The sequence below is a fragment of the Streptomyces boetiae genome (genome assembly GCF_031845405.1).
In the GTDB taxonomy this organism is placed as follows: Bacteria; Actinomycetota; Actinomycetes; order Streptomycetales; family Streptomycetaceae; genus Streptomyces; species Streptomyces boetiae.
This window is the reverse complement of the sequence record NZ_JAVREN010000019.1, coordinates 80,093-104,192: the sequence shown is the minus strand read 5'-3', so window position 1 is coordinate 104,192 and position 24,100 is coordinate 80,093. Positions and strand designations below refer to the sequence as shown.

At 74.8% G+C, this 24,100-nt stretch carries 17 protein-coding genes; 14 read left to right on the top strand and 3 right to left on the bottom strand.

What is annotated here, in order from left to right:
• From RM780_RS15035 to serA, 5 genes are all read left to right on the top strand, one after another.
• On the top strand, positions 1 to 1,990 hold a 1,990-nt coding region (locus tag RM780_RS15035), incomplete at its 5' end, for a putative bifunctional diguanylate cyclase/phosphodiesterase (protein ID WP_311631212.1).
• A gap of 341 nt (positions 1,991 to 2,331) precedes the next feature.
• Positions 2,332 to 4,170 (top strand): acetolactate synthase large subunit, encoded by a 1,839-nt coding sequence (locus RM780_RS15030; RefSeq protein ID WP_311631211.1) that lies wholly within the window; start codon positions 2,332 to 2,334, stop codon positions 4,168 to 4,170.
• Between the two features lie 67 nt (positions 4,171 to 4,237).
• A complete protein-coding gene (gene ilvN / locus RM780_RS15025; protein ID WP_311631210.1) occupies positions 4,238 to 4,762 on the top strand; it encodes an acetolactate synthase small subunit in 525 nt (174 codons plus the stop codon).
• A gap of 166 nt (positions 4,763 to 4,928) precedes the next feature.
• Complete coding sequence (gene ilvC, locus RM780_RS15020; protein ID WP_311631209.1) at positions 4,929 to 5,924, top strand: ketol-acid reductoisomerase; 996 nt, start codon at positions 4,929 to 4,931, stop codon at positions 5,922 to 5,924.
• A gap of 232 nt (positions 5,925 to 6,156) precedes the next feature.
• Positions 6,157 to 7,746, top strand: a complete 1,590-nt coding sequence (gene serA, locus RM780_RS15015) for a phosphoglycerate dehydrogenase (RefSeq protein WP_311631208.1) — start codon at positions 6,157 to 6,159, stop codon at positions 7,744 to 7,746.
• A gap of 52 nt (positions 7,747 to 7,798) precedes the next feature.
• Here serA and RM780_RS15010 read toward each other — a convergent pair whose 3' ends face one another.
• Together RM780_RS15010 and RM780_RS15005 are read right to left on the bottom strand one after the other, a co-directional pair.
• Positions 7,799 to 8,839: an NAD(P)-dependent alcohol dehydrogenase gene (locus RM780_RS15010; RefSeq protein ID WP_311631207.1), complete on the bottom strand. Its 1,041-nt coding sequence runs from the start codon at positions 8,837 to 8,839 to the stop codon at positions 7,799 to 7,801.
• Between the two features lie 94 nt (positions 8,840 to 8,933).
• On the bottom strand, positions 8,934 to 10,067 hold the full coding sequence (locus tag RM780_RS15005; RefSeq protein WP_311631206.1) for a PucR family transcriptional regulator: 1,134 nt from the start codon (positions 10,065 to 10,067) through the stop codon (positions 8,934 to 8,936).
• Positions 10,068 to 10,257: 190 nt separating this feature from the next.
• Between RM780_RS15005 and RM780_RS15000 the strand changes: the two genes are divergently transcribed.
• The 8 genes from RM780_RS15000 to RM780_RS14965 all read left to right on the top strand — a co-directional run bounded on the left by RM780_RS15000 (position 10,258) and on the right by RM780_RS14965 (position 19,586).
• The gene (locus RM780_RS15000) at positions 10,258 to 11,184 is read left to right on the top strand and encodes a proline dehydrogenase family protein (protein ID WP_311631205.1); all 927 of its coding nucleotides are present in this window, start codon (positions 10,258 to 10,260) and stop codon (positions 11,182 to 11,184) included.
• Between the two features lie 78 nt (positions 11,185 to 11,262).
• Positions 11,263 to 12,894 (top strand): L-glutamate gamma-semialdehyde dehydrogenase, encoded by a 1,632-nt coding sequence (gene pruA, locus RM780_RS14995; RefSeq protein ID WP_311631204.1) that lies wholly within the window; start codon positions 11,263 to 11,265, stop codon positions 12,892 to 12,894.
• A gap of 129 nt (positions 12,895 to 13,023) precedes the next feature.
• Positions 13,024 to 13,161 (top strand): hypothetical protein, encoded by a 138-nt coding sequence (locus RM780_RS14990; RefSeq protein WP_311631203.1) that lies wholly within the window; start codon positions 13,024 to 13,026, stop codon positions 13,159 to 13,161.
• Positions 13,162 to 13,240: 79 nt separating this feature from the next.
• The gene (locus RM780_RS14985; protein WP_311631202.1) at positions 13,241 to 14,284 is read left to right on the top strand and encodes a 3-isopropylmalate dehydrogenase; all 1,044 of its coding nucleotides are present in this window, start codon (positions 13,241 to 13,243) and stop codon (positions 14,282 to 14,284) included.
• Positions 14,285 to 14,544: 260 nt separating this feature from the next.
• Entirely contained in the window at positions 14,545 to 15,651 is a 1,107-nt protein-coding gene (locus tag RM780_RS14980) for a branched-chain amino acid aminotransferase (protein ID WP_311631201.1), read from the top strand.
• Positions 15,652 to 15,897: 246 nt separating this feature from the next.
• A complete protein-coding gene (cimA, locus tag RM780_RS14975; protein WP_311631200.1) occupies positions 15,898 to 17,517 on the top strand; it encodes a citramalate synthase in 1,620 nt (539 codons plus the stop codon).
• Positions 17,518 to 17,736: 219 nt separating this feature from the next.
• The gene (locus tag RM780_RS14970) at positions 17,737 to 19,338 is read left to right on the top strand and encodes an acyl-CoA carboxylase subunit beta (protein ID WP_311631199.1); all 1,602 of its coding nucleotides are present in this window, start codon (positions 17,737 to 17,739) and stop codon (positions 19,336 to 19,338) included.
• Positions 19,339 to 19,370: 32 nt separating this feature from the next.
• Positions 19,371 to 19,586, top strand: coding sequence for an acyl-CoA carboxylase epsilon subunit (locus tag RM780_RS14965; protein WP_311631198.1), 216 nt, complete (start codon positions 19,371 to 19,373; stop codon positions 19,584 to 19,586).
• 229 nt (positions 19,587 to 19,815) lie between these two features.
• Here RM780_RS14965 and RM780_RS14960 read toward each other — a convergent pair whose 3' ends face one another.
• A complete protein-coding gene (locus tag RM780_RS14960) occupies positions 19,816 to 20,001 on the bottom strand; it encodes a hypothetical protein (protein WP_311631197.1) in 186 nt (61 codons plus the stop codon).
• A gap of 584 nt (positions 20,002 to 20,585) precedes the next feature.
• Here RM780_RS14960 and RM780_RS14955 point away from each other — a divergent pair.
• Entirely contained in the window at positions 20,586 to 24,092 is a 3,507-nt protein-coding gene (locus RM780_RS14955) for a nitrate- and nitrite sensing domain-containing protein (protein ID WP_311631196.1), read from the top strand.
• Positions 24,093 to 24,100 lie beyond the last annotated feature (8 nt).

Sequence of the window (24,100 nt, the reverse complement as noted above, 5' to 3'; positions counted from 1 at the left end):
CGCCCAGACCGCTCCCGCGGCCCCGATCGCCTGCTCGCTGGCCGGCCTCGTCCCGTACCTGGCCGCCGCCGTCTGCGTCCTGAGCATCCTGGTCACCGTGGTCGCCGGCCGGAAGGTGGACCGCGTCGTCGTGCTCGCCGCCTGCGCCGTGGTCCTCGCCCTCCTGGTCCGCCAGGGCATCACCCTGCGGGACAACGCCTCCCTCACCCGCGAGCTCGCCCGCAAGGAGAACTACTTCCGCTCCCTCGTGCAGGGCTCCAGCGACGTCATCATGATCGCCGCGCCCAGTGGGACCCTGCGCTACGTCAGCCCCGCCGCCACCGGCGTCTACGGCCGCGACCCCGCCCTCCTGACCGGCACCGAGCTGTCCGCGCTGATCCACCCCGACGACCTCGGCCGGGTCCGCTCCGAGCTGCGCCGCTTCCTCTCCGCCCCGGCCGCCGCCGAGCAGGCCACCCGGATCGAGTGCCGCGTGCGGCACGGCGCCGGCCACTGGCTGAACGTCGAGTCCACCGTCAAGCGCCACGAGGACGGCCTCATCCTCAACAGCCGGGACGTCACCGAGCGGGTCCGCCTCCAGGCGCAGCTCCAGCACAGCGCCTCCCACGACGCCCTCACCGACCTGCCCAACCGCGCCCTGTTCACCGAGCGGGTGCGCATGGCGATCGGCGGCGCGCGCGGCGGCGCCCCCGACGCCGCCGTGCTCTACATCGACCTCGACGGCTTCAAGGCGGTCAACGACAGCGCCGGGCACCAGGCGGGCGACGAGCTGCTGGTGCAGGCCGCCCAGCGGCTGCGCGACTCCGTCCGCACCGGGGACACCACCGCCCGGCTCGGCGGGGACGAGTTCGCCGCCCTCATCGTGGGCGAGCCCGGCGGGGAGTCGCTGCGCCGCGACGTCCGCTTCCTGGAGATCGCCGAGCGGGTCAGGGCGGCCATCAGCCGCCCCTACCTCGTCGACGGGCGGCGGCTGCGGGTGGCCGCCAGCGTCGGCGTCGCCTTCGCGGAGGCCGGCACCGCCCCCGCCGCGCTCATCCGCCGCGCCGACCTCGCGATGTACCGCGCCAAGCAGGCCGGCAAGGGCCGCGTCGAGCTGTACGCCCCCCACCACCAGCCGCCCCGGGAGGGCCCCGCCCGCCGGGCCCCGCGCCCGGCGGCGGAGGACCGCGGCCCGGGGGAGTACGCCCTGCTGCACCAGCCGGTCGTGGACCTCGCGGACGGCCGCGTCGCCGCCGTCTGCGCCCGGCCCCGCCGCCCCGGCCGCCCCGGCGCCGGGACGCCCGCGGGGGAGGCCCCCGGCTGGCTGCTGGAGCAGGCCGTGGCCGACGCCGCCCGGCGCCACCGCGAGGGCCTGACCGCGCCCGTCAGCGTCCGCGTGCGGGCCGACCGGCTGGCCGACCCGGCGCTCGGCGGCGTCGGGCTGGAGGCCCTGCTCGGGCGCCACGGCCTGCCGCCCGGCGGCCTGATCGTCGAGCTGCCCGAGGCCGGGGCCGCCCTCGCCTCCGCCGAGCTGCGCGCCCGCCTGAGCGACCTGGGCCGGCTCGGCGTCGGCCTGGCCCTGGGCGGCTTCGGCAGCGGCGGCACCTCGGCCGCCGCCCTGCACCGCCTGCCCGTCAGCCTGCTGCGGCTGGACGGCGAGCTGGTCGAGGGCCTGCTGGAATCCCCGGCCCTGGGCACCATCGCGGCCGGCCTGCTGCGGATGGCCGCCGACCTGGGCATCGACTCGCTCGCCGGCGGCGTCGACCTGCCCGCCCAGGCCGCGGCGCTGCGCGCGCTGGGCTGCCGCCGGGCCCAGGGGCTGGCGTTCTGCGAGCCCCTGGAGGCCGGCCGGCTGCGCCGCGTGCTGGGCGAGGGCAGCCTTCCGGTCCCAGCCGACGCCCGGGGCGTTCCACCCCAGGCCGACGCCGGCAGGCCCCGCGCCCTCCCTGCCCCGCACGCCGCCCGCGCCGCCCCCGGCCGGGCCCCCGACGCCCCCGCCCCCCGTGGCTAGCCCGCCCGCCGGGCCCGCCTCGTCCCGGCGGGGCCCGGAAGGGGACCTGCGCAGGCCAAGTGCTCGGCCTCCCTAGTAAGCCCGCATAGTGAGACGTCCTTCACCCTCGCTTGACACGCCCCGGCGAGGGAGAGCAGTGTCAGAGCCATGCGCACCCGAATTCTCGTACGTGGACGGCGCGTCCGCTGACCCGGGATCACCCCGTGGCCCCCAGCGGCGCGTCCCCCCTCGCATGCCTCACGGCACGAGGGGTTTTTTGTTGCACGAGCACCTGGTGCCACGGCACCGTCCATCCGCACCCGCACCAGCCTCCACCCTCTTAACCCCGAGAAGAGATCGCGATGACCGAACAGGCCACCGGGGCGCCCAAGCCGCAGCCGCGAGCCCCCCGAGGCGGAGCCCCGCAGCCCACTGCCACCGTCGCGCAGCTGACCGGCGCCCAGTCCCTCATCCGCTCGCTGGAGGCCGTCGGCGCCGACACCGTCTTCGGCATCCCCGGCGGCGCGATCCTCCCCGCCTACGACCCGCTGATGGACTCCACCGAGGTGCGGCACGTCCTCGTCCGGCACGAGCAGGGCGCCGGCCACGCGGCGACCGGCTACGCGCAGGCGACCGGCCGGGTCGGCGTGTGCATGGCCACTTCGGGCCCGGGCGCCACCAACCTCGTCACGCCGATCGCCGACGCCCACATGGACTCGGTGCCCCTGGTCGCCATCACCGGCCAGGTCGCCAGCAAGACGATCGGCACCGACGCGTTCCAGGAAGCCGACATCTGCGGCATCACGATGCCGGTCACCAAGCACAACTTCCTGGTCACCGACCCCGACGAGATCCCGCGGGTGATCGCGGAGGCCTTCCACATCGCGGCCACCGGCCGCCCCGGCCCCGTCCTGGTCGACATCTCCAAGGACGCCCTCCAGGGCCAGACCACCTTCTCCTGGCCCCCGGTCACCGACCTCCCCGGCTACCGCCCGGTCAGCCGCCCCCACGCCAAGCAGATCCGCGAGGCCGCCCGCCTCGTCGCGGAGGCCCGCCGCCCGGTCCTCTACGTCGGCGGCGGCGTGATCAAGGGCCGCGCCTCCGAGGAGCTGCTGGCCCTCGCCGAGCTGACCGGCGCCCCCGTCACGACCACCCTGATGGCGCTGGGCGCGTTCCCCGACAGCCACCCCCAGCACCTGGGCATGCCCGGCATGCACGGCTCCGTCGCCGCCGTCACCGCCCTGCAGAAGGCCGACCTGATCGTCGCCCTCGGCGCCCGCTTCGACGACCGCGTCACCGGCCGCATCGACTCCTTCGCGCCCCACGCCCGGATCGTCCACGCCGACATCGACCCCGCCGAGATCGGCAAGAACCGCCTGGCCGACGTCCCGATCGTGGGCGACGTCAAGGAGGTCATCGCGGACCTGGCCGCCGCCCTGCGCGAGGGCGAGCCCGGCCAGGAGGCCCGCGAGCGGTACGCCTCCTGGTGGCAGCAGCTCAACCGCTGGCGCGAGACCTACCCCCTGGGCTACGACCTGCCCGAGAACGGCAGCCTCTCCCCCCAGCAGGTCATCGAGCGCATCGGCCAGCTCGCCCCCCAGGACACGATCTACACCGCGGGCGTCGGCCAGCACCAGATGTGGGCCGCCCACTACCTGCCCTTCGAGCGCCCCGGCACCTGGCTGAACTCCGGCGGCCTGGGAACGATGGGGTACGCCGTCCCCGCCGCCCTCGGCGCCAAGGCCGGCCGCCCCGAGACCACCGTCTGGGCCATCGACGGCGACGGCTGCTTCCAGATGACCAACCAGGAGCTGGCCACCGCCGCGCTCAACGGCATCCCCATCAAGGTCGCCGTCATCAACAACGGCGCCCTGGGCATGGTCCGCCAGTGGCAGACCCTCTTCTACAACCAGCGGTACTCCAACACCGCCCTTCACGACGGCTCCGCCGCCGGCACCCGGATTCCCGACTTCGTCAAGCTCGCCGAGGCCATGGGCTGCGTCGGCCTGCGCTGCGAGGACCCGGCCCAGCTCGACGCCGTCATCGAGAAGGCCAACGCGATCAACGACCGCCCCGTGGTCGTCGACTTCATCGTCCACGAGGACGCCATGGTCTGGCCGATGGTCGCCGCCGGCACCTCCAACGACGAGGTGATGGCCGCCCGCGGGGTCCGCCCCGACTTCAGCGACGCCACCGACTGACCCGCCGGGCAGCCCGCGCCGCACTCGCCGAGGAACGACTCGACTTCAGGAAGCAGACCCTAGCGCCATGTCCAAGCACACCCTCTCCGTCCTGGTGGAGAACAAGCCCGGCGTCCTGTCCCGGATCACCTCCCTGTTCTCCCGCCGCGGCTTCAACATCGACTCCCTGGCCGTCGGCACCACCGAGCACCCCGAGGTCTCCCGGATCACCATCGTGGTCAGCGTCGAGGCCCTCCCGCTGGAGCAGGTGACCAAGCAGCTCAACAAGCTCGTCAACGTCCTCAAGATCGTTGAGCTGGACCCGGCCGCCGCCGTCCACCGCGAGCTGGTGCTCGTGAAGGTCCGCGCGGACAACGACACCCGCTCCCAGATCGTCGAGATCGTCCGCCTGTTCCGCGCCAAGACCGTCGACGTCGCCCCCGAGGCCGTCACCATCGAGGCCACCGGCAGCAGCGACAAGCTGGAGGCGATGCTGCGGATGCTGGAGCCGTTCGGCATCAAGGAGCTGGTCCAGTCCGGCGCCATCGCCATCGGCCGCGGCGCCCGCTCCATCACCGACCGCTCGCTGCGCGCCCTGGAGCGCTCGGCCTGAACGCCCCGCCCGCGCCGGGCCCGGCCCCCGTGCCGGTCCCCGGCCGCCCGCGCCGGCCCCCGCGCCCGGACCGGATGGCGAGACCGCCCGCGCGCACCCGCCCCCACGGCATACGGTGGTCCCCGCGGACCACCGCGACGCGACACATCCAAGGAGAAGAACCGAAGTGGCCGAGCTGTTCTACGACGACGACGCCGATCTGTCCATCATCCAGGGCCGCAAGGTGGCCGTCCTGGGGTACGGCAGCCAGGGCCACGCCCACGCCCTGTCCCTGCGCGACTCGGGCGTCGACGTCCGGGTCGGCCTGCACGAGGGGTCCAAGTCCCGGGCCAAGGCCGAGGAGCAGGGCCTGCGCGTGACCACCCCCGCCGAGGCCGCCGCCGAGGCCGACGTGATCATGATCCTGGTCCCTGACCCGATCCAGGCCCGCGTCTACACCGAGTCCGTCCGCGACAACCTCCAGCCGGGCAACGCCCTGTTCTTCGGCCACGGGTTCAACATCCGCTTCGGCTTCATCCAGCCCCCCGCCGGCGTGGACGTGTGCATGGTCGCCCCCAAGGGCCCCGGCCACCTGGTCCGCCGCCAGTACGAGGAGGGCCGCGGCGTTCCCTGCATCGCCGCCGTCGAGCAGGACGCCACCGGCGCCGCCTTCCCGCTGGCCCTCTCCTACGCCAAGGCCATCGGCGGCACCCGGGCCGGCGTCATCAAGACCACCTTCACCGAGGAGACCGAGACCGACCTCTTCGGCGAGCAGGCGGTGCTGTGCGGCGGCACCGCCGCGCTGGTGAAGGCCGGCTTCGAGACCCTGGTCGAGGCCGGGTACCAGCCGGAGATCGCCTACTTCGAGTGCCTCCACGAGCTGAAGCTGATCGTGGACCTCATGTACGAGGGCGGCCTGGAGAAGATGCGCTGGTCCGTCTCCGAGACCGCCGAGTGGGGCGACTACGTCTCCGGCCCGCGCGTGATCACCGAGGGCACCAAGGCCGAGATGAAGAAGATCCTGGGCGAGATCCAGGACGGCACCTTCGCCAAGGGCTGGATGGCCGAGTACAACGCCGGCCTGCCGAAGTACAACGAGTACAAGAAGGCCGACGCCGACCACCTGCTGGAGACCACCGGCAAGGAGCTGCGCAAGCTGATGAGCTGGGTCGAGGAGGACTGACCCCTCCCCGTCGCGGTCCCCACCGCGCATTCCCGCCGCGGGAGTTCGCCCGATCGGGCGGCCGGCCCGGCAGACCCCTGCCGGGCCGGCGCCGCGCCGATACACTGCAAGGCACTGCCTGGCACAAGCGCGTCACAGGCCCACAGCGTCGTGCGTCTCCACGCGGCTGCCTACCTCCCTCTCCGCCGCAGGCCGTCGGGACGCGGCCTTCCGCAAAGGACCAGTGAGACCCGTGAGCAAGCCCGCCGTACTCATCGCAGAAGAGCTCTCCCCCGCCACCGTCGACGCCCTGGGCCCCGACTTCGACATCCGCCACTGCGACGGCGCCGACCGCGCCCAGTTGCTGTCCGCCATCGCGGACGTGGACGCGATCCTGGTGCGCAGCGCCACGAAGGTGGACGCCGAGGCCATCGGAGCCGCCCGCCGCCTCAAGGTCGTCGCGCGGGCCGGCGTGGGCCTGGACAACGTCGACGTGGCCGCCGCCACCAAGGCGGGCGTGATGGTCGTCAACGCCCCCACCTCCAACATCATCACCGCCGCCGAGCTGGCCTGCGGCCTGATCATCGCCACGGCCCGCAACATCCCCCAGGCCAACGCCGCGCTCAAGCGCGGGGAGTGGAAGCGCAGCAAGTACACGGGCGTCGAGCTCTCGGAGAAGACCCTCGGCGTGGTCGGCCTGGGCCGCATCGGCGTGCTGGTCGCCCAGCGGATGGCCGCCTTCGGCATGTCCGTGGTCGCCTACGACCCCTACGTCCAGCCCGCCCGCGCCGCGCAGATGGGCGCCAAGCTGCTGACGCTGGACGAGCTGCTTGAGGTCTCCGACTTCATCACCGTCCACCTGCCGAAGACCCCCGAGACCCTGGGCCTCATCGGCGACGAGGCGCTGCACAAGGTCAAGCCCTCGGTGCGGATCATCAACGCCGCCCGCGGCGGCATCGTGGACGAGGACGCCCTGCTCAGCGCCCTCAAGGAGGGCCGCGTGGCCGGCGCCGGCCTGGACGTCTACTCCAGCGAGCCCTGTACCGACTCGCCGCTGTTCGAGTTCGACTCCGTGGTCGGCACCCCGCACCTGGGCGCCTCCACCGGCGAGGCGCAGGAGAAGGCCGGCCTGTCCGTGGCCCGTTCGGTGCGCCTGGCGCTGGCCGGCGAGCTGGTCCCCGACGCGGTGAACGTCCAGGGCGGGGTCATCGCCGAGGACGTGCGGCCCGGCGTTCCGCTGGCCGAGAAGCTGGGCCGGATCTTCACGGCCCTGGCGGGCGAGGTGGCGCAGCGCCTGGACGTCGAGGTCTCCGGCGAGATCACCCAGCACGACGTGAAGGTGCTGGAGCTCTCGGCGCTCAAGGGCGTGTTCGAGGACGTGGTCGCCGAGACCGTCTCCTACGTCAACGCCCCCCTGTTCGCGCAGGAGCGTGGCGTCGAGGTCCGCCTGACCACCACCTCCGAGTCGCCCGACCACCGCAACCTGATCACGGTCCGCGGCACCCTCACCAGCGGCGAGGTGGTCTCGGTCTCCGGCACGCTGACCGGCCCCAAGCACCTCCAGAAGATCGTGGCGGTCGGCCCGCACACGGTGGACCTGGCCGTGGCCGACCACATGGCGTTCCTCACCTACACCGACCGGCCCGGCATCGTGGGCACCCTGGGCCGGGTGCTGGGCGAGGCGCGGATCAACATCGCGGGCATGCAGGTCGCCCGCGCCGAGGAGGGCGGCGAGGCGCTGATCGCGCTGACCGTGGACGGCACCATCCCGGCGCCCGTGCTCGCGCAGATCGCCTCCGAGATCGGCGCCACCTCGGCGCGCGGGGTCAACCTCACCGACTGAGCGCGCTCGACGCGCCGTCCGCGCGGTGAACGGCCGGGGCGCGCCCGGCCGTTCACGCGTGGGGCAGCACGACGGCGCGGCCGTTGATCTTGCCGGCGTGCAGCCGCTCGTAGGCCAGGGGCGCCTCGTCCAGGCCGAAGGTCTCCACGTGCACCTCGACCGCGCCGTCCCTGGCCAGTTGGAGGACCTCGCCCAGCTCGCCGCGGCTGCCCCAGTACGGCGCGGCCACGGCCACGTCGAAGGCGGTGGTGCCGATGCCCACGGGCAGCGCCCCGCCGCCCAGGCCGACCACCGACACGTCCGCCTCCACGGCGGCCACCGCCCCGGCCGCGGCCACCGTGGGCTGGGCCCCGACGAAGTCGAAGACCGCCTCGGCTCCCTGACCGCCGGTCAGCTCCCGCACCCGGTCGGCGGCGTGTTCGTCGGAGACGACCGTCTCGTGCGCCCCGACCGCCCGCGCCAGGGCCAGCTTGTCCTCGGCCACGTCCAGCGCGATCACGCGGCTGGGGGTCAGCGCCCGCAGCAGCTGCACGGCCACGTGCCCCAGGCCGCCGACGCCGATCACCACGGCGGTGGTCCCCGGCGTCAGCTTCGGCAGCGAGCGCTTGATCGCGTGGTACGGGGTCAGGCCGGCGTCCGTCAGGGGCACGGAGGTCACCGGGTCGAGGCCCTGGAGCGGCAGCAGGTGGCGGGCGTCGTCGATCAGCAGGTACTCGGCCATCGCGCCCGGCGCGCCGAGACCCGGCGGGAAGATGCCAAGCTCCGCGGCTCGCAGGCAGTAATTCTCCTTGCCCTGCGCGCACTTGGGGCAACGCCCGCACCCCTGGGGCGCGTACACCGCGACCGGGTCGCCCTCCGCGAGCCCCGTGACGCCCGCGCCGAGGGCCGCGACCGTCCCGGCGCCCTCGTGCCCGAGGGTCAGCGGCAGCCCGTAGGGGAAGCTCTCCGCGGGCCAGCTCATCACCGCGATGTCCGAGTGGCACACCCCGGCGGCGTCCACCCGCAGCAGCACCTGCCCGGGCCCCGGCTCCGGGTCCGGCACGCTGACCACCTGCGGAGCGGCGCCGATCTCCCGGTACTGCACTGCCTTCATGCCGACGGACTCCCTTCGGGCGGGCGACTGGCCGCTCCCTCTCACCGTACGCTTTTCGGGCGATATGTGCCTTTTGTCGGGAGCGGTCCCGCGCTCAGGCCGGGCCGTCGTCGAGGCGGGCCGCCTTCAGGGACATGTGCAGCAGGAGGCGGTCGGGGCCGCGGTCGAGGTCGAGGCCGGTGAGGCGGGCGATCCGGTTCAGGCGGTAGTAGAGCGTCTGGCGGTGGATGCCCAGGGCCTCGGCGGCCCGGCCCGGGTGGCCCGCGTGGTCGAGGAAGGTCTCCGCGGTGCGGGCCAGCGGGGCGTTCTCCGGCCGCAGCAGCGCCCGCACCGCCGGGTCGGGCGCCGCGCCCCCGGGAAGCGCGGTCAGCAGCCGGTACGGCCCGAGCGCCGCCCACTCCGCGACCCCGCCGAAGCGCCGCTCCGCGCGGGCCGCGCGCGCCGCCGCCACCGCCTCCCGCCAGGCCGCGGGCAGCCCCGCGACCCCGCGCCGCGCCGCCGCGACCCCGGCCACCGCCCCGGGCCCGCGCAGCCCCCCGGCCACAGCCCGCGCGGCGGCGGCGCGGGCCAGCGCCGCCAGCCGCCCGCCCCCGGCAGGAGGCACCGCCCAGGCCCCCAAGGGCCGGGGGGCGCACAGGGCCAGGGCTCCCGGCGGCAGCGCCGGCGGCGGCCGTTCCGCGTCCCAGGGCGTGACGGCCAGCAGCGCCAGCGGCTCCCCGGCGGCCGGCCCCAGCGCCGCCGCCAGCTCCTCCGAGGCCCCGGGGGCGCCAGGGGCCAGCGCGGCGGCCAGCAGCTCGCCCAGCCGGGCGCCCGCCCGCGCCTCCCCGGCCAGCAGCGCCCCGATCCGCCCCGCCACCGCCATGGACGCGGCCAGCCGGGGGGCGGGAGGGTCGTTGTCCAGCACCCAGACGTACCCGCGCACCACCCCGCCGGCCCGCGCGGGCAGGCAGATCCGCCCGGTCAGGACCCCGGCCGCCGGCTGCGCCGGGACGCGCACCGGCCCGGCCGCCGTAGCGATCCCGAAGCCCTCGAACCACTCCCGCACGGCCGGCTCCGAGCGCCGCCGCAGGATCGAGTGCGCCCGCACCGGGTCAACGGCCGCCTCGGGCGCCGCGCCCTCGTGGGCGCCGAAGGCGATCAGCCGGAAGTCGCGGTCCTCCAGCGTCGCGGGCGTGCCCAGCAGCGCGCCGATCTCGTCCACCAGCTCCTGATACTCGTCGCCGCGCACCCCGCCATTCTCCTTCCGCGCCCGCCCCCGCCGCCCGGCGTTCCCCCGGCCTTCTTCAGACATCTGTCTGAGATCCGGGCCACTGCGGCCTGACATCTGTCGATGGCGCCCCGGCCCGTCCCTCCCTACCGTCGCGTACAGGAGGAGGTCCGGGGAGAGGCCCCGGCCCTCGCGCCCGCGGAGGTGGACAATGCTCGGTCCCGTCCTTCTCGCCGCGGCCCGCAGCGACGGCATCCGCCGCCTGGTGACCGCGTCCCCGCTCACCCGGCCCGTCGTGGGCCGTTTCGTCGCCGGGGAGCGCCTCCCCGAGTCCCTGGCCGTGGCCGCCCGCCTCGCCGGCGGCGGCCTGCGCGTCACCCTGGACCACCTCGGCGAGAACGTCACCGGCCGGGCCGAGGCGCTGCGCGGCCGGGACGCCTGCCTGGCCCTGGCCGAGGCGCTGGCCGCCACGGGGCTCGGGGAGCGCGCCGAGCTGTCGGTGAAGCTCTCCGCACTGGGCCGCGCCCTGCCCGGCGGCGAGGACCTGGCAGCCGAGCACGCCCTGCGGGTGGCCGAGGCCGCCGGCGCCGCCGGGACCGCCCTGACCCTCGACATGGAGGACCACACCGCGACCGCCCTGACCCTCGACGTTCACGCCCGGCTGCGGGAGCGCTTCCCCGCCACGGGCGTCGCCGTGCAGTCCTACCTGCGGCGCACCGAGGAGGACTGCCTCGCCCTGGCCGCCGCCGGGGCGAGGGTGCGGCTGGTCAAGGGCGCCTACCGGGAGCCGCCGGCCGTCGCCTTCCAGGAGCGGGCCGCGGTGGACCGTTCCTTCGTCCGCTGCCTGCGCATCCTGATGGCCGGGCCCGGGTACCCCATGGTGGCCACCCACGACCCGCGGCTGATCGCCCTGGCCGGGGCGCTGGCCGCCCGGCTCGGCCGGGCCGAGGACGCGTACGAGTACCAGATGCTCTACGGCATCCGCCCCGACGAGCAGCGCCGGCTGGCCGCCGCGGGGCGGCGCGTGCGGGTCTACATCCCCTACGGGACCGACTGGTACGGGTACTTCATGCGCCGCCTGGCCGAACGGCCCGCCAACCTCGCCTTCTTCCTCCGCTCCGCCGCCACCCGCGGCTGACCGCCCGCCGCCCCGTACGCCCCCCTTGCCCGCCGACCCGCACCGCACCCGCACCGTCCGGAAGGAGAAGTCACGGCCATGGACGCCATCACCCGGGTCCCGACCCCGGCGAACGAGCCGGTCCACACCTACGCCCCCGGCTCGCCGGAGCGCGCCCGCCTGGAGCGGAAGCTGAAGGAACTGGCGAACCACCCCATCGACCTGCCGATGACCATCGGCGGCCGGGAGCGGATGGCGGCCGGCGAGCCCTTCGAGGTGGTCCAGCCCCACCGCCACGCCGCCCGCCTGGGCACCTCCGCCCACGCCACGGCCGAGGACGCCCGCGACGCCATCGACGCGGCCCTGGCCGCCGCGCCCGTCTGGCGCGCCCTGCCGTTCGACGAGCGTGCCGCCGTGTTCCTGCGCGCCGCCGAACTGCTGTCGGGGCCGTGGCGGGAGACCATCGCCGCCTCCACCATGCTCGGCCAGTCCAAGACGGCGCAGCAGGCCGAGATCGACGCCCCCTGCGAGCTGATCGACTTCTGGCGCTTCAACGTCCACTTCGCCCGGGAGATCCTGGCCGAGCAGCCCCCCGCGCAGTCGCCTGGCGTGTGGAACCGCACGGACCACCGCCCGCTGGAGGGCTTCGTCTACGCGATCACCCCCTTCAACTTCACGGCCATCGCCGGCAACCTCCCCACCGCCCCGGCCCTGATGGGCAACGTCGTGGTCTGGAAGCCCTCCCCGACCCAGACCCACGCGGCGGTCCTGCTGATGCGGCTGCTGCGCGAGGCCGGCCTGCCCGACGGCGTCATCAACCTCGTCACCGGGGACGGGCGGGCCGTCTCCGAGGCCGCCCTGCCCCACCCGGCCCTGGCCGGCATCCACTTCACCGGCTCCACCGCCACCTTCCGCCACCTGTGGCGTTCGGTCGCCGAGCACCTGGACGGCTACCGCAACTACCCCCGGATCGTGGGGGAGACCGGCGGAAAGGACTTCGTCCTCGCCCACCCCAGCGCCGACCCCGAGGCCCTGCGCGCCGCCCTGGTCCGCGGCGCCTTCGAGTACCAGGGCCAGAAGTGCTCGGCCGTCTCCCGCGCCTACCTGCCGCGCTCGCTGTGGGAGGGCGGGCTGCGCGAGGCGCTGGTCTCCACCACCGAGTCCCTGCCGATGGGCGACCCGGCCGACCTGTCCCACTTCCTGGCCGCCGTCATCGACGCCCGCGCCTTCGCCCGCTGCCGCGAGGTGCTGGAGCGGCTGGCGGCCGACCCGGCCTGCGAGATCCTGGCCGGCGGCACCTGCGACGACAGCGTCGGCTGGTTCGTCCGGCCCACCGTGGTGGCCTGCTCCGACCCCGGCCACGAGGTCTTCCGCACCGAGTACTTCGGGCCGATCCTGGCCGTTCACGTCTACGAGGACGAAAAGTTCGACGCCACCCTGGCGCAGATGGAGTCGGTGGCCGACTACGCCCTGACCGGCGCGCTGTTCGCCCGGGACCGGGCGGTGGCCGCCTCGGCGGCCGAGGGCCTGCGGTACGCGGCGGGCAACTTCTACCTCAACGACAAGCCCACCGGCGCCGTGGTCGGCCAGCAGCCCTTCGGCGGGGCCCGCGCCTCGGGCACCAACGACAAGGCCGGCTCCAAGCTCAACCTGCTGCGCTGGGTCTCGCCCCGCACCCTGAAGGAGACGCTGGTTCCGCCCGCCGGCCACCGCTACCCGCACATGGACTGAGTCCCGCACAGGGAGTGAGAGTGACGTCCATCTCAGATACTAGGACGACCAGCTAATTGGCGAGACAGCACGCCGGATCGCGGCTAGCTTTGTCGGGGTCCCACTCCCCGCAGCAGGAGCTGATCCGCTATGGACGCCACCCTCACCCACCGCGCCCGCGTCCGCGCCGCCGTCCGAGCCGCCCGCGAGGCGAGCCGGCGGCAGGCCGCCGAGGCCCTCCAGCGAGCCCTCGACCGCCGTGACAACGGCGGCGCGGGCGGCCGTTGACCCTCCGCCCCTCGGGACACCGCGGTCCGCATCGTGGACGCGGCGGGCCGCCCCGGGGGGCGCGGCGTATCGTCTGCGCATGGCTCGGACTCTTGATCTCGCAGTGATCCCCGGCGACGGCATCGGTCCCGAGGTGGTGACGGAGGGGCTGAAGGTCCTCTCCGCGGTGCTGCCCCCGGACGTGAAGCTGGAGACCACCGAGTACGACCTGGGCGCCCGCCGCTGGCACGCCACCGGCGAGACCCTGCCGGACGAGGAGCTGGAGCGGCTCAAGGCTCACGACGCGATCCTGCTGGGCGCCGTCGGCGACCCGTCGGTCCCCTCCGGGGTCCTGGAGCGCGGCCTGCTGCTGAAGCTGCGGTTCGCCTTCGACCACTACGTCAACCTCCGCCCGAGCCGCCTCTTCCCGAACACCGCCTCACCCCTGGCGGGCAGCCCCGAGATCGACTTCGTGGTCGTCCGGGAGGGCACCGAGGGCCCCTACGTGGGCAACGGCGGCTCGATGCGCACCGGCACCCCGGCCGAGGTCGCCACCGAGGTCTCCCTGAACACCGCCTACGGCGTGGAGCGCGTGGTCCGGGACGCCTTCGAGCGGGCCGCGGCCCGCCCGGCCAAGAAGCTGACCCTGGTCCACAAGAACAACGTCCTGGTGCACGCCGGCCACCTGTGGAAGAACACCGTGGACCGCGTGGGCCGGGAGTACCCGCAGGTCACCACCGACTACCTGCACGTCGACGCCGCCACGATCTTCATGGTCACCCAGCCGCAGCGCTTCGACGTCATCGTCACCGACAACCTCTTCGGCGACATCCTCACCGACCTCGCCGCCGCCATCACCGGCGGCATCGGACTGGCCGCCTCCGGGAACATCAACCCCACGGGCGCCTTCCCCTCGATGTTCGAGCCGGTCCACGGCTCCGCCCCGGACATCGCCGGCACGGGCAAGGCCGACCCCACCGCCACCGTGCTGTCCGTCGCCCTGCTGCTGCGCCACCTCGGCCACGCCGCCGAGGCCGCGCGCATCGAGGAGGCCGTCGTCGCGGACCTGGCCGCCCGCGACGTCGCGACCGCCCGCTCCACCTCCGCCATCGGCGACGCCCTGGTGGCGCGAGTAGCCGGCTAGGCCCGCACGGAGAGACCCTCCTCCGCCGGGCCACGGGCGCCCGGCGGCGAGCGGTTCCGCACGCCCCGGGCTCCCGCAGCAAGGAACGTTTCCGCCCCTGGGAATTCCCACGGGCCGCCCCCTGCGCGAGCCGCGGGGCCCCGCGCCATAATCGAGACGCGGGACCCACGCACCTCCGGTTGATCGGACGTCCTACTACCGGCATCGGACGACGGGGCAGGCGGCCCGCCTCTCCGACCGACGTGAAGGACGCGCTAGCCATGACGACGCCCGCCATCGCATTCGACCTCAAGCCCGCCGCCCAGCCGCTCTCCGACGCGGAGCGCCGGGCCGTGCTCGCCAACCCCGGCTTCGGCCGGTACTTCACCGACCACATGGTCACCATCCGCTGGACCGAGGGCCGCGGCTGGCACGACGCCCGCCTCACCCCGTACGCGCCGATCTCCATGGACCCCGCCACCATGGCGCTCCACTACGGCCAGGAGATCTTCGAGGGGCTGAAGGCGTACCGCCAGCCCGACGGCTCGGTCGCGGTCTTCCGCCCCGACGCCAACGCCCGCCGCTTCCAGGACTCCGCCCGCCGCCTGGCCATGCCGGAGCTGCCCGTCGAGACCTTCGTGGAGGCCATCGACCTGCTGGTCGCCCAGGACCGCGCCTGGGTCCCGGGCGAGGGCGAGCAGTCCCTGTACCTGCGGCCGTTCATGTTCGCCACCGAGGTGGGCCTGGGCATCAACCGGCCCGCCAACGAGTACCTGTTCATGCTGATCGCCTCCCCGGCCGGGGCGTACTTCGCCAAGGGCATCAAGCCGGTCTCGGTCTGGCTCTCCCGCGAGTACGTCCGCGCCGCCCCCGGCGGCACCGGCGCGGCCAAGTGCGCCGGCAACTACGCGGCCTCCTTCCTGGCCCAGGCCGAGGCCACCCGCAACGGCTGCGACCAGGTCGTCTGGCTGGACGCCGCCGAGCACCGCTGGGTGGAGGAGATGGGCGGCATGAACCTCTACTTCGTCGAGGGCTCCGGCGACAGCGCCCGCCTGGTCACCCCCGAGCTGACCGGCGCCCTGCTGCCCGGCATCACCCGCGACTCGCTGCTGACCATCGCCGCCGACCTCGGCTACGCCACCGGCGAGGTCCGCATCTCCACCGAGGACTGGCAGCGGGGCAACGAGGACGGCACCCTCACCGAGGTCTTCGCCTGCGGCACCGCAGCGGTGATCACCCCGGTCGGCTCGGTCAAGTCCACCGACGCCGCCTGGACCGTCGGCGACGGGCAGACCGGCGAGGTCACCGCCCGGCTCCGCCGCGAGCTGCTGGGCATCCAGACCGGCCAGGCCCCCGACCCGCACGGCTGGATGCACCGCATCCCCTGACCCGCCGTACCGGGAAGGCCGTGACGTCCGGATCGTGAGACGGCGGTGTGGCACGGGAGCACACCTGTGCCACACTGCCCTCATGCTTTCGATCACCACGATTATGGGTGACCAGCGCGCCGGTCACGGGTAGCCACAGCCCCGCTCCCGACCCGCGCGCAGACCTCTCGCACCCGCGAGGGGTCTTTTCGTTTTCCCGCGCCCTTCCCCTCACCACCCAGTTCCCGGACAGGAGAGCTCACGGCCATGACCACGGAACCCTCCGCACCGCCCCCGGCCGCCCCGGGCGACGCGTTCCACGTCTTCGACACCACGCTGCGCGACGGGGCGCAGCGCGAGGGCATCACCCTGACCGTCGCCGATAAGCTCGCCATCGCGCGGCACCTGGACGAGTTCGGGGTCGGCTTCATCGAGGGCGGCTGGCCGGGCGCCAACCCCCGGGACACGGAGTTCTTCCGGCGCGCCCGCGAGGAGATCGACTTCCGGCACGCCCGCCTGGTGGCGTTCGGCGCGACCCGCAGGGCCGGCGTGGACGTGGCCGAGGACCCGCAGGTCACGGCGCTGCTGGACTCGGGCGCGCCCGTGGTCACCCTCGTCGCCAAGTCCCACGACCGGCACGTGGAGCTGGCGCTGCGCACCTCCCTGGCGGAGAACCTGGCCATGATCCGCGACACCGTCGCCCACCTGCGGGCGCACGGCCGGCGGGTCTTCCTCGACTGCGAGCACTTCTTCGACGGCTACGCGGCCAACCCCGCCTACGCCCTGGAGGTCGTCCGCACCGCCCACCGCGCCGGGGCCGACGTGGTCGTGCTCTGCGACACCAACGGCGGGATGCTCCCCGCGCAGGTGCAGGCGGTCGTTCGCACCGTGGTGAACGACACCGGCGCGCGGATCGGCATCCACGCCCAGGACGACAGCGGCTGCGCCGTGGCCAACACCCTCGCGGCCGTGGACGCCGGAGCCACCCACGTGCAGTGCACCGCCAACGGCTACGGCGAGCGCGTGGGCAACGCCAACCTCTTCCCCGTCGTCGCCGCCCTGGAGCTGAAGTACGACCGCCGCGTGCTGCCCCCCGGCGCCCTGGCCGAGATGACCCGGATCTCCCACGCCATCGCCGAGGTGGTCAACCTCGTCCCCGCCACCCACCAGCCCTACGTCGGCCTGTCCGCCTTCGCCCACAAGGCCGGCCTGCACGCCTCCGCGATCAAGGTGGACCCCGACCTCTACCAGCACATCGACCCCGAGCTGGTCGGCAACTCCATGCGGATGCTGGTCTCCGACATGGCCGGGCGCGCCTCCGTGGAGCTGAAGGGCAAGGAGCTGGGCTACGACCTGGGCGACCGCGAGGTGCTGGGCCGGGTCGTGGAGCTGGTCAAGGAGCGCGAGTCCCGCGGCTTCTCCTACGAGGCCGCCGACGCCTCCTTCGAGCTGCTGCTGCGCGAGGCCGTCACCGAGGGCCCGCACCGCTTCTTCCGCCTGGAGTCCTGGCGCACGATCACCGACCAGGGGGCGGACGGCCGGCTGGAGAACGAGGCCACCGTCAAGATCTGGGCCAAGGGCGAGCGCATCCTGGCCGCGGGAGAGGGCAACGGCCCCGTGCACGCCCTGGACCGGGCGCTGCGCGCGGGCCTGGAGCGGCTCTTCCCCGAGCTGGCCCGGCTGACGCTGGTGGACTACAAGGTCCGCATCCTGGAGGGCCGCCACGGCACGCAGTCCACCACCCGCGTGCTGATCACCACCAGCGACGGCACGGCCGAGTGGGCCACGGTCGGCGTCGCCGACAACGTCATCGCCGCCTCCTGGCAGGCGCTGGACGACGCGTACACCTTCGGCCTGCTGCGCGCCGGCCTGCGCCCCGGCGCGTGAGCAGCCGCGGGCGAACGCCCGGCGTCCGGTGGGTATCGGCCGAGTGACACCGGGGCGCCCCTGTAGAGATTCAACAGTCCGGCTCCAGTCCCGCTGTGGTGAGCGTGCAGCGGAGAGCGCTCTGTACTGCCGTTCTGTGCAGCGCGACCATGAAACGGCTCGGGAGACTGTACGGAACTGACGAGAGCGGACGGGGGCCGTATTTCGTAGGGTCTATACATGACCGATCAGGCTGAGATCGACTCACTCGACTCCTCCGCGGCACCCGCCCTCGACGCGCGGGGGCGGGTCGCGGAGCTGCTGGCGATGCGTGAGGAGGCGTTCCGGGGGCCGTCCGAGCGGGCGACGGAGGCGCAGCACGCCAAGGGGAAGCTGACCGCTCGGGAGAGGATCGGCCTGCTGCTCGACCCCGGCTCGTTCCGCGAGGTGGGAATGCTGCGCCGGCACCGGGCCTCCGGGTTCGGGCTCGAGGCGAAGCGCCCCTACACGGACGGGGTGATCACGGGCTGGGGGACCGTGCACGGGCGGACGGTGTTCGTCTACGCCCACGACTTCCGGATCTTCGGCGGCGCCCTCGGGGAGGCGCACGCCGCGAAGATCCACAAGATCATGGACATGGCCATCGCGGCCGGCGCCCCCCTGGTCTCCCTGAACGACGGGGCCGGGGCGCGCATCCAGGAGGGCGTCTCGGCCCTCGCCGGCTACGGCGGCATCTTCCAGCGCAACACCAGGGCCTCCGGGGTCATCCCGCAGATCTCCGTGATGCTCGGCCCCTGCGCGGGCGGCGCCGCCTATTCGCCGGCCCTGACCGACTTCGTGTTCATGGTGCGGGAGACCGCCCAGATGTTCATCACGGGGCCGGACGTCGTGCAGGCCGTCACCGGGGCGGAGGTGACACAGAACGGCCTGGGCGGCGCGGACGTGCACGCGGAGACCTCGGGCGTGGCGCACTTCGCCTACGACGACGAGGAGTCCTGCATCGAGGAGGTCCGCTTCCTGCTCTCCCTCCTCCCCTCGAACAACCGCGAGAACCCCCCGGCCGCCGAGGCCAAGGACCCCGCCGACCGGCGCTGCGACGCGCTGGTGGACCTGGTCCCGGTGGACGGCAACCGCCCCTACGACATGCGCTCGGTCATCGAGGAGCTGGTCGACGACGGCGAGTTCCTGGAGGTCCACGAGCGCTGGGCGGTCAACATCATCTGCGCCCTGGGCCGGATGGACGGCCAGGTCGTGGGCCTGGTGGCCAACCAGCCGCAGTCCTTCGCCGGCGTGCTGGACATCCACGCCTCGGAGAAGGCCGCCCGCTTCGTGCAGATGTGCGACGCCTTCAACATCCCGATCGTCACGCTGCTGGACGTGCCCGGCTTCCTGCCGGGCGTGGACCAGGAGCACGGCGGCATCATCCGGCACGGCGCGAAGCTGCTGTACGCCTACTGCAACGCCACCGTGCCGCGGATCTCCGTCGTCCTGCGAAAGGCGTACGGCGGCGCGTACATCGTGATGGACTCCCAGTCCATCGGCGCCGACGTCACCTACGCCTGGCCGACGAACGAGATCGCCGTGATGGGCGCCGAGGGCGCCGCCAACGTGATCTTCCGCCGCCAGATCTCCTCCGCCGAGGACCCCGAGGCCATGCGCGCCCGCATGGTCAAGGAGTACAAGGCCGAGCTGATGCACCCGTACTACTCGGCCGAGCGCGGCCTGGTGGACGACGTGATCGAGCCGGCCGAGACCCGCGAGGTCCTGATCCGCGCCCTGGAGATGCTGCGCACCAAGCACGCCGACCTGCCCGCCCGCAAGCACGGGAACCCGCCGCAGTAGCCCGGCGGCCAGCCATCGAGGAGAAGCACACCATGAGTGCCACCACCGTCGCCGACCCGCACCTGGTGCGGGTGGAGAAGGGCCGGGCCACGGACGAGGAGCTGGCCGCGGTCACCGCGCTGCTGCTCGCCCGCGCGGCCCGCCGCGACCAGCCGGGCTCCGGCGTGGAGGCGGGGCGCAACGCGGCGCCCTGGCGCCGTCTGGAGCGCGCACGGACCTACAACGCGCCCCACAGCTGGCAGGGCTGAGGTCCCGGGGCAGTACCACCCCGGGCGGGGCAAGGGCGCGGGACCGGTCGCCGGTCCCGCGCCCACCGGCGTTCCCCGCCGGTTGAGTCGCCCGACGGGCCCACGCGGGCCCGCCCGCGCTGCTGCTCGCCCGCGTCGGCAATGCCCGCGGCCCGTGCGTGTCCGCGCCGGGTTCGTGGCCGTGCCGGGGCGCCTGCGGCTGCGCAACGGCCGTGGCGCGGGCGTGCGTTCAGCCCTGACCGAGGCCCGGCGCCGAGGCGAGCACCGTCCTGCGCGGGTTCGCCGTGCTGGCCGGCAGGGGCCGTTCGGCGGCGCCCGGCACCGTGGCCCGGGCGAGGCCGTCGGCGTCGGCCAGGTGGGCCAGGGTGGTCCGCCGGGGGTTGGCGAGGGAGCGCAGGGGGAGGGTCGTCTTCACGGGTCTGCCTCGGGTCGTCGCGTCGTGGGCTGTCTGGGGCCGGCGCGGGCCGGCGAGAGGATTGTCCTGCCCGGCCCGCCCGCCGGGCAAGGGCGCAAGGGAACGCGCATACCCGTTCCCCGGCGGGTTTCAGCCGTTCGACGGGTGTGAGTTTGCTCACCATCGTTGCCGCAAAAGGGGCAACGCGGGCGGCCCCTCGCGGGGGGCGAAACGCTCACCCGTGGACAAAGGCCCGCGTCCCGGGCCCCGCGCCCCCCGGAGCCCGTGCTCAACGGGTGACGGCCGTGGGGGGAGTTGTCCGGGTTCCTGGCCGCGGGCGCACACCTGCGGTGATCATGGCCCAGCGCAGTGTCACCCGGATCACGCGAGGCCCTCCGGCCCTTGTTGGAGATCGGCCACTGTGCTGGAATTCCACGGACCGCCGCGAGTCAGGGAGCCGTGTGCGAGGGCGCACACCGGTCAGCACCGGCTGATCACCGACGCGCCGGTCTGCCCGACGACCGTGAACGGGGCTGATCGCCCCCGGCTACGACACCGTCCCGCCGCGCGGCGGCGGGACGCCTGGTCCAGAGGTTGCGACGCTAGTGCAGGGACGTTTCAAGAGGGAAGGCAGCGCGGGAGACGCGGAGCCGAGCGACGCGTCGGACCGCGAGACCCCCGGCAGCCCCGCGCCGGGCGCAGCCGACCGGGGGCGCCGCGGCACGCGCCGCACCCCCGGCCCCTCGCGCGCACCCCGCAGGCCCGCCGATCTGCCCTCCGCCGCCCGCCCCGGCGCGGGCGGCGGCTCGCGTCTGGCCCTGCGCAACTGGCGCATCAGCACCCGCCTGGTCTCCCTGATCGCCCTCCCGGTCGCCGCCGCCACCGTCCTGGGCGTCCTGCGCATCCAGAACTCCCTCGACAACGTCGAGCAACTGGAGAACATGCAGGTGCTCACGGACATGGCCCAGCAGGCCACGCTGCTGGGCTCCGCGCTCCAGGAGGAGCGCGACCGCTCGGCCGGCCCCCTGGTCAGCGGCCGGGGCCCGGCCGGCGACGAGGTCGCCTCCGCCCGCGAGGACACCGACGAGGCGGTGCAGGCCTTCGACGACGCGCTGGACGCCTCCCGGGAGGACCAGGACCTGGCCGGGATCGAGGCCACCGTCATCGACATCCGCCGCCGCCTCGGCGAGCTGAGCGACATCCGCGACGAGGCGTACAGCGACCCGGCCTACTTCTCCCAGACGGTCACCCGCTACAGCGGCCTCATCGACGCCCTCCAGCGGCTCTCCCAGGACCTGGCCCAGGCCACCAGCAACAGCGACATGATCCGCAGCACCCGCGCGCTGATGGCGTTCTCCTCGGCCAAGGAGCACGCCTCCATCCAGCGAGCCCTCATCACCGCGGGCCTGGCCCGCGCCGAGCGGCCGGGCGAGGAGGCCGCGCTCTCCGAGAGCGACTGGCGCTTCGGCGGAACCCACCAGCGTTCCGAGGACAGCGAGCTGGACGGCTTCGTCGAGGTCTACGGCGACGAGGACGGCGCCCGCCGCCTGCTGGACCGCCTCCGGGGCGGCGGGGACGCCAACATCGTGGCCGCCGACCAGTACGCCACGCAGGTCTTCGGCGCGCCGGACGGCATGAGCCAGAACCCGCGCTCCTACCGGGACTGGTACGACGAGGACCGCACCAAGATCGACGCGATGCACGTCATCGAGCGGACCCTGCTGGACGAGATGGAGCAGCAGGCCCGCTCCCTGCGCGACGACGCCCAGCGCGACGCGTTCCTCAACGGCGCCCTCGTCCTGCTCGTGCTCGGCGTCTCGGTGGTCGGAGCCTTCGTCGTGGCCCGCTCCATGATCCGCTCGCTGCGCCGCCTCCAGGACACCGCGCAGGAGGTGGCCCGCGAGCGGCTGCCCGAGGTTGTCCGGCACATGTCCGAGGCCGAGCCCGAGGATGTGGACACCACCGTCGAGCCGGTCGGCGTCTACACCCGGGACGAGATCGGCCAGGTGGCCCAGGCCTTCGACGACGTCCACCGCGAGGCCGTGCGCCTCGCGGGCGAGCAGGCGCTGCTACGGGGCAACGTCAACGCGATGTTCACCAACCTCTCCCGCCGCAGCCAGGGCCTGATCCAGCGCCAGCTCTCCCTGATCTCCGAGCTGGAGTCCCGGGAGGCCGACCCCGACCAGCTCTCCTCGCTGTTCAAGCTGGACCACCTGGCCACCCGCATGCGGCGCAACGGCGAGAACCTCCTCGTCCTGGCCGGCGAGGAGCCGGGCCGCCGCTGGACCCGCCCGGTACCGCTGGTGGACGTGCTGCGCGCCGCCGCCTCCGAGGTGGAGCAGTACGAACGCATCGAGCTGAGCGCCGTGCCCAAGAGCGAGGTCGTCGGCCGGGTCGTCAACGACCTGGTGCACCTGCTCGCCGAGCTGCTGGAGAACGCCACCTCCTTCTCCTCGCCGCAGACGAAGGTCAAGGTCACCGGCCACGCCCTGCCCGACGGGCGGGTGCTGGTGGAGATCCACGACACGGGCATCGGCCTTTCGCCCGAGGACCTCGCCGAGATCAACGACCGGCTGGCCAACCCGCCGACCGTGGACGTCTCCGTTTCCCGGCGCATGGGCCTGTTCGTGGTCGGGCGCCTCTCGCTGCGCCACAACATCCGCATCCAGTTGCGCCCCTCGGACTCCGGCGGCACCACCGCGCTGGTGATGCTGCCCGCCGATGTCGCCCAGGGCGCCGCGCGCACCCGGCCCGGCGCCCCGGCGGGCGACCCGGGCCGCGGCCCCGAGCCCGGCCGCCCGCGCCCCGCGGCCCCGCTCGCCCCCGGGCGCGGCGAAGGCCCGCGCCCCCCGCACCCCCGGGACGAGGCCGCGCCCGCCAGGGCCGCGGGGGAGGCCGAACGCCCCGGGGAACGCCCGGCGGCCTCCCCGGCCTGGGGGTCCGCGCCGGGGGCCGCCCCTCGCGCGGGCGAGCGGCCAGGGGGAGGGCCGGCCCTGCCGGTGCGCTCCGGGCCCTCCCGGCCGCCCGCGCCCCGGCCGCAGCCCACGCGCCCGCAGCCCGTCTCCGGCCAGGGCCCCGGCGCCCCGGCTCCCGGCGCCCAGGGCCGCCCGGCCCTGCCCTCGCGGCCCGTCGGGGGCACCCGCCCGCCGCTGCCCGGCGGCGGGGCGCCCTCCGGGGCCGAGCCCCCGGCCCCGCCGCTCGCCGCGGGCGGCTCCCGGCCGAGCTGGGCGGGGGCCGCGGAGGACAGCGGCGCCCTGCCGGTCGTGGACCCCGGCGCGGGCCCCGGGCCCGGCGGCCGGACCGCCCGCGAGGACGCGTTCCTCCCGGCGCCTCCCGGCCCGGGTGCTCCCGGCGCCCCCGGCCCGGACCGGGCGGAGGAGGACCGGCCGCGCGGCCACGACGAGACCGGCCCCGCCGAGCACCCGCTGCCCGCCGAGGAGCCCCCGGCCCCCGCCGCCCTGCCCGCCGCGGCCGGTTCCCCGGGGGAGCGCCCCGGCCCGTACGACGGGCAGCCCGCGCCCCAACGGCCCGAGGACACCGGCGCGTTCGCCGCCTTCGGCGCGCCCCCCGCCGCCCTCGACGAGCTGAGCGGCCCGCTGCCCGAGGGCGCCCTGCCGGGCGCGGACGAACGGACGCCCATCTTCGAGGAGATGGAGTCCACCTGGTTCGGCACCCGCCGCGCCGTCCCGGCCCCCGCCCCCGAGGAGGCCGGCGAGCCCGCGCCGTCCGCGCGCCCCGAGCCCGCGCACGCGCCCGCCGCCCACGCCCCCGCGCACGCCGCGGGCCCCGGCGCGGACGCCCCCGAGGCGCCCTGGCGCCCTTCGCCCAACGACGAACAGTGGCGCCAGGCCGAGCAGTTGAGGCAGCCCGCGGCCGGCGGCGTCACCACCGCGGGCCTGCCCCGCCGCGTGCCGCGCGCCAACCTCGTGGCCGGCGCGGCCCAGGAACCCGCCGACGCGCCGGGGCCGTTGGTCTCCCGCAGCCCGGACGACGTCCGCGGCCGGCTGACCAACCTCAGGCGCGGCATCCAGCAGGGGCGCCAGGCCGGTGCGGCCACCGGCGCCGACCCGGACCGGGGACTCGGTCCCTCGTACCAGCAGCAGGAGCGTTAGTGTGAGCC